This window comes from Legionella londiniensis (assembly GCF_001467825.1).
In the GTDB taxonomy this organism is placed as follows: domain Bacteria; phylum Pseudomonadota; class Gammaproteobacteria; order Legionellales; family Legionellaceae; genus Legionella_A; species Legionella_A londiniensis.
Window position 1 is genome coordinate 123,817 of sequence record NZ_LNYK01000014.1, and the last position, 4,070, is coordinate 127,886.

A 4,070-nucleotide genomic window follows, 5' to 3' on the forward strand; every position below is an offset into this window, starting at 1 on the left:
AACGGTTTTGTTTACCAGCGGGCGTTGCCCTCTTTATTCGCAATCTTCAGGCGGTTATAACAGCTTTGCTGCCATGGCTTCGTTTCGAATTGGGGTTGCTTCCTTGCCCTATGATGCAGATATCAGCCCCAAACGTTTTAATAACGTAACTGGCGGCGCTGCCATATGGGTTGTGAGCGGGTTGCCTGATAAGGTTTATGAAGGCATTGCTGAGTTTTTTATTTACTTTTCAAGACCTGAAGTACAATTGCAATGGCATCTAAATACAGGATATTTGCCTCTCGGGACAAAGGGGGCATATCAGAAGTTGCCGGCATTAAGCGCCCATCCGACACTAGTTTTGGCGCAAAAGGAATTAACGGAAAATACCGATGAAGCAGTGCGGGGGTTGACCGGAATACATAACCAAATTCGTCAAATCAATGACGAAGAGCTTGAGTCCATGTTTTCTGGAATAAAAAGTCCTGCAAAAGCGCTTCATGACGCTGTGAGCCGTGCAAATCATGCTTTGATACGATTCAAGCGCAATACGCAATAACCATTTTAGTTTAAGGAGTAGAAAAGTGTTATTTCGACAATTGTTTGATAGTGAATCTTCAACCTATACATATTTGATTGCGGCTGATTATGGAAAAAAGGCGGTCATTATCGATCCGGTTAAAAAAAATGTTAGCCAGTACGTGCAACTGATCCGGGAGTTGGGATTAACTCTGGTAGCCGCTCTTGATACCCATCTGCATGCCGACCACGTCACAGGAATTGGAGAGCTGCGGGAAACGCTGCAATGTCAATCCATGATGGGCGAGCAAAGCCTGGCTGATTGCGTATCAAAAAAATTTCGTGATAAAGACCAATTAGAGTTTGACGGCTTAACCCTAACAATGTTTCATACGCCTGGCCACACAGATGATTCATATTGTTTTTTTGTAAATGATCGAGTATTTACAGGCGATACGTTGCTGATACGAGGAACCGGAAGAACAGATTTTCAAAATGGCGATGCGGGCAAGGAGTATGATAGCATCATGAATTGCTTGTTTAATCTGCCGGAAAAAACGCTTGTTTATCCTGGCCATGATTACAAGGGAATGACCGTAAGTTCTATCGCAGAGGAAAAAAAATATAATCCAAGATTGCAGGTGAAAAACCGCGAGGAATATATTGAGCTGATGAACAATTTGAATCTCCCTAATCCCAAAATGATGGATATTGCAGTTCCTGCCAATAGAAATTGCGGCCTATGAAAGGATGAACAAAAAATAAGGATATGATATGGATGAATATGGATTGCTTCTATATTTTTATGAGGACATGGAAGTTCGCGGCCTGGCTCATAATCAGGTATTTCTCAGCATTGACGATGATATGCTGAGAAGCTTAAGGGAAAAATACGGTGATGATCTAAGCTTGCGCCAGGTTGAAAAACTGGCGGATATCTGCATAGCCAATGAATGGCTTGAAAGGACTACGGCTGATCAACATTACAATTTTCTCTCCTTAACCGAGAAAGGGCTAAATGTCGTACTGAAACATAAGTATTCACTTTAATCGGGGTTCTGTTGCAAATAGATTATGACTTCAATGAACCTATAGAATTTTTTCATCCAGGTATGCCGGCAGTTCGCACATCCAGCCAAATCGGGATTCAATTTTACTTTTGAGGCTCAAGGAGGCTTGATGTTCACCATGGGTAATAAATACTTTTCGGGGAAAGCGCTTGAATCCTTCTAACCATTGCAATATTTCTTCATAATCGGCATGGGCTGAAGTATTGGTGAGATATTCAATATGAGCATTAATCGGAACCATTTTTCCATGAATTTTTAGAACACGCTCTCCCTTTAACAACCGATCGCCGCGCGTGCCGCCAGCCTGGAATCCATTAATAAGAATGGTATGTTTCGAGTGGGGCGCATATGCCTTTATATGGTGCAAAATACGTCCCCCGGTCATCATCCCGCTGGCAGAAATGATAATTTTTGGCATTGTCTCCTGGTCGATCTGTTTTGACTCTTCAACGGTGTTGATGTATTTAGCTATATGGCATGTCTTCTCGCACTGCTCATAAGAAAGCTTATGTTCTCCCAGGTGTTTCTGCAGAATTTTTGTTGCATCGATTGCCATGGGGCTGTCGAGATAAATAGGAAGATTTGGGATCTGTCCTTCTTCTTTAAGCTTTTGAAGATAATACAAAACAGCTTGGCTGCGTCCTACGGCAAAAGCAGGAATTAAAATACTTCCTCCCCGCTTTGCGGTCTCCCTGATGATTGAACCCAACCTGTCTTTGGGGTCGCTTGGATCATGCAGTCTGTCGCCATAGGTGGATTCAAGGATCAAATAGTCCGTGTCTTGTACAAGATCAGGCGGATTCATGACAGGATCTAGCGGGCGGCCTAAATCCCCTGTAAACAGGCATTTTGTTTTTTCTGTTTCTATTTGCGCCATTGCGGCACCCAAGATATGGCCTGCGCGGCGCAAGGTTATTTCAAATGTATCGAATAAATCAAATGATTTGCTAAACTGTATGGTCTTAAACTGGCAAAGAGAACGCTCCGCGTCTTCTTTTGTATATAAAGGCAGGGCAGGGTGGTGTTTTGAGTAACCGTATAAATTGGCTTTTTTGGCATCTTCTTCATGGATATGCCCGCTGTCTGGCAATAAGATGGAACATAGGTCAAATGTCGCTTGAGTTGTATAGATATATCCCGTAAAACCATTTTTTACCAATAAGGGCAGATAGCCTGAATGATCAATATGGGCATGCGTCAAAATAACAGCATCAATATCTTTTGGCTGGACTGGCAACGGAGACCAGTTTTTAAGCCTGAGCGCTTTATATCCTTGGAATAATCCGCAATCAACAAGGATTTTGCGTTGAGCAGATTCGATTAGGTATTTGGAACCGGTAACCGTTTGGGTTGCGCCTAAAAAGGTTAATTTCATCCTGTATTTACCTTATATTGATCCTTGATTATTGGCATGATCCCTAACAATTTTCAAAATCATTTCGATGCGTTTTTCAACCGAAACAGGCGGTATCTTGACTGCCTCATAACCTAATTCCAGATAAGCGTCATAGATATACTGCCCAAGCTGTTTTGCGGTGACTTCATCCTCATAGCGAATGTTATCGTAAATGACGGGCAATCCTTCTAGAAAAAAAACGTGTTTATAGCGGTAGTGGCGCATTTTTTTAAGGATTTTATCTGTATTTAAATGATAATAGCGGTAATATCCAAGGCTGTCGGGCAGGTCGCGATCGAAAAAAATCAAATCATTGACAGGTAACTGCTGTTCGCGCTCCAGTTTTAGGGAAAAAATTTTATCCTGAAGGGCTGCTTCCCCTCTATTGTGGAACTGACGGATTTCGCCCGCGGATAAAAGATAGGTTAGATAAGCACGGGCGATCTCAGGGGCTGTTTGATATCCCTGTACGGAGAGTGCGTTAATCAGGGTAGTTTTACCTGAAGAGGGAGGGCCTGTTATGATGCACCAGTTTGTTTGTATCGCCATATCCGCTTTAGAAATGAATTTGTCCATTACAAATTACTCTTTTTTTATCCTCGCTCGCAAGGATTTAATGAGTCGATAGGTTTCGTGGCGCGCAACTGAATCTTCTTGCTCATTTTTTTGCAGCCTTAAGTGTTCATATTGCGCAAGAAAGCGGGTGATGAATGCCTTTAACTTCGGCTTTTGGTTTGCGAGTTCTCCTAACTGTTGAGCCAAGGTTAGCGGCGGATTTTGTGCAATATTGAACTTGCGTAATTCTTGTTGGAAACGCTGGTACTCTCTGGTCAAGGAGTCTACTGTCTTCTGCCTCCAATAATAGCCGGCCCATAGTAAAAGCAAAAATAACAAGAGGCTTCCTATCCAGTACAGAAATAATTTTGTCCAGCTCCAACTGCCAAGACCCAAGGTTTTCATTAAGACTTGTTGCCTGTCATGGTTATAAAACAGCAACCACCTCTCCCAAAAAAAGCGGATAGAGTCCATGGTCAAACGGGCGCGCGCGAGCCACGGCAGCTGGAGTCGGTACTGGCTCCAGTTACTGTAAAAAGCCTGCTCGCGGG

General features: G+C 42.9%; 5 protein-coding genes and 1 pseudogene. 3 read left to right on the top strand and 3 right to left on the bottom strand.

What is annotated here, in order from left to right:
- The 3 genes from Llon_RS11730 to Llon_RS04290 form a co-directional block, all read left to right on the top strand.
- Positions 1-538: extracellular solute-binding protein (locus Llon_RS11730; RefSeq protein WP_237758256.1), on the top strand; the 538-nt coding region annotated here is incomplete at its 5' end.
- Positions 539-563: 25 nt separating this feature from the next.
- On the top strand, positions 564-1,244 hold the full coding sequence (locus tag Llon_RS04285) for an MBL fold metallo-hydrolase (protein WP_058528829.1): 681 nt from the start codon (positions 564-566) through the stop codon (positions 1,242-1,244).
- A 28-nt stretch (positions 1,245-1,272) separates the two neighbouring features.
- Positions 1,273-1,548, top strand: a complete 276-nt coding sequence (locus Llon_RS04290; RefSeq protein ID WP_058528830.1) for a hypothetical protein — start codon at positions 1,273-1,275, stop codon at positions 1,546-1,548.
- Between the two features lie 39 nt (positions 1,549-1,587).
- Here Llon_RS04290 and Llon_RS04295 read toward each other — a convergent pair whose 3' ends face one another.
- From Llon_RS04295 to Llon_RS11530, 3 genes and pseudogenes are all read right to left on the bottom strand, one after another.
- On the bottom strand, positions 1,588-2,943 hold the full coding sequence (locus Llon_RS04295; protein ID WP_058528831.1) for an MBL fold metallo-hydrolase: 1,356 nt from the start codon (positions 2,941-2,943) through the stop codon (positions 1,588-1,590).
- A gap of 12 nt (positions 2,944-2,955) precedes the next feature.
- Entirely contained in the window at positions 2,956-3,540 is a 585-nt protein-coding gene (locus Llon_RS04300) for an AAA family ATPase (protein ID WP_237758257.1), read from the bottom strand.
- A 6-nt stretch (positions 3,541-3,546) separates the two neighbouring features.
- A pseudogene (locus tag Llon_RS11530) lies at positions 3,547-4,070 on the bottom strand (transglutaminase family protein); the annotation flags it as partial.

What these genes read in the sequence shown, in the direction of transcription:
- Llon_RS04290 (WP_058528830.1), top strand. Translation starts at nt 1,273, where the DNA reads ATGGATGAATATGGATTGCTTCTATATTTTTATGAGGACATGGAAGTT.
- Llon_RS04295 (WP_058528831.1), bottom strand. Translation starts at nt 2,943, where the DNA reads ATGAAATTAACCTTTTTAGGCGCAACCCAAACGGTTACCGGTTCCAAA.
- Llon_RS04300 (WP_237758257.1), bottom strand. Translation starts at nt 3,540, where the DNA reads ATGGACAAATTCATTTCTAAAGCGGATATGGCGATACAAACAAACTGG.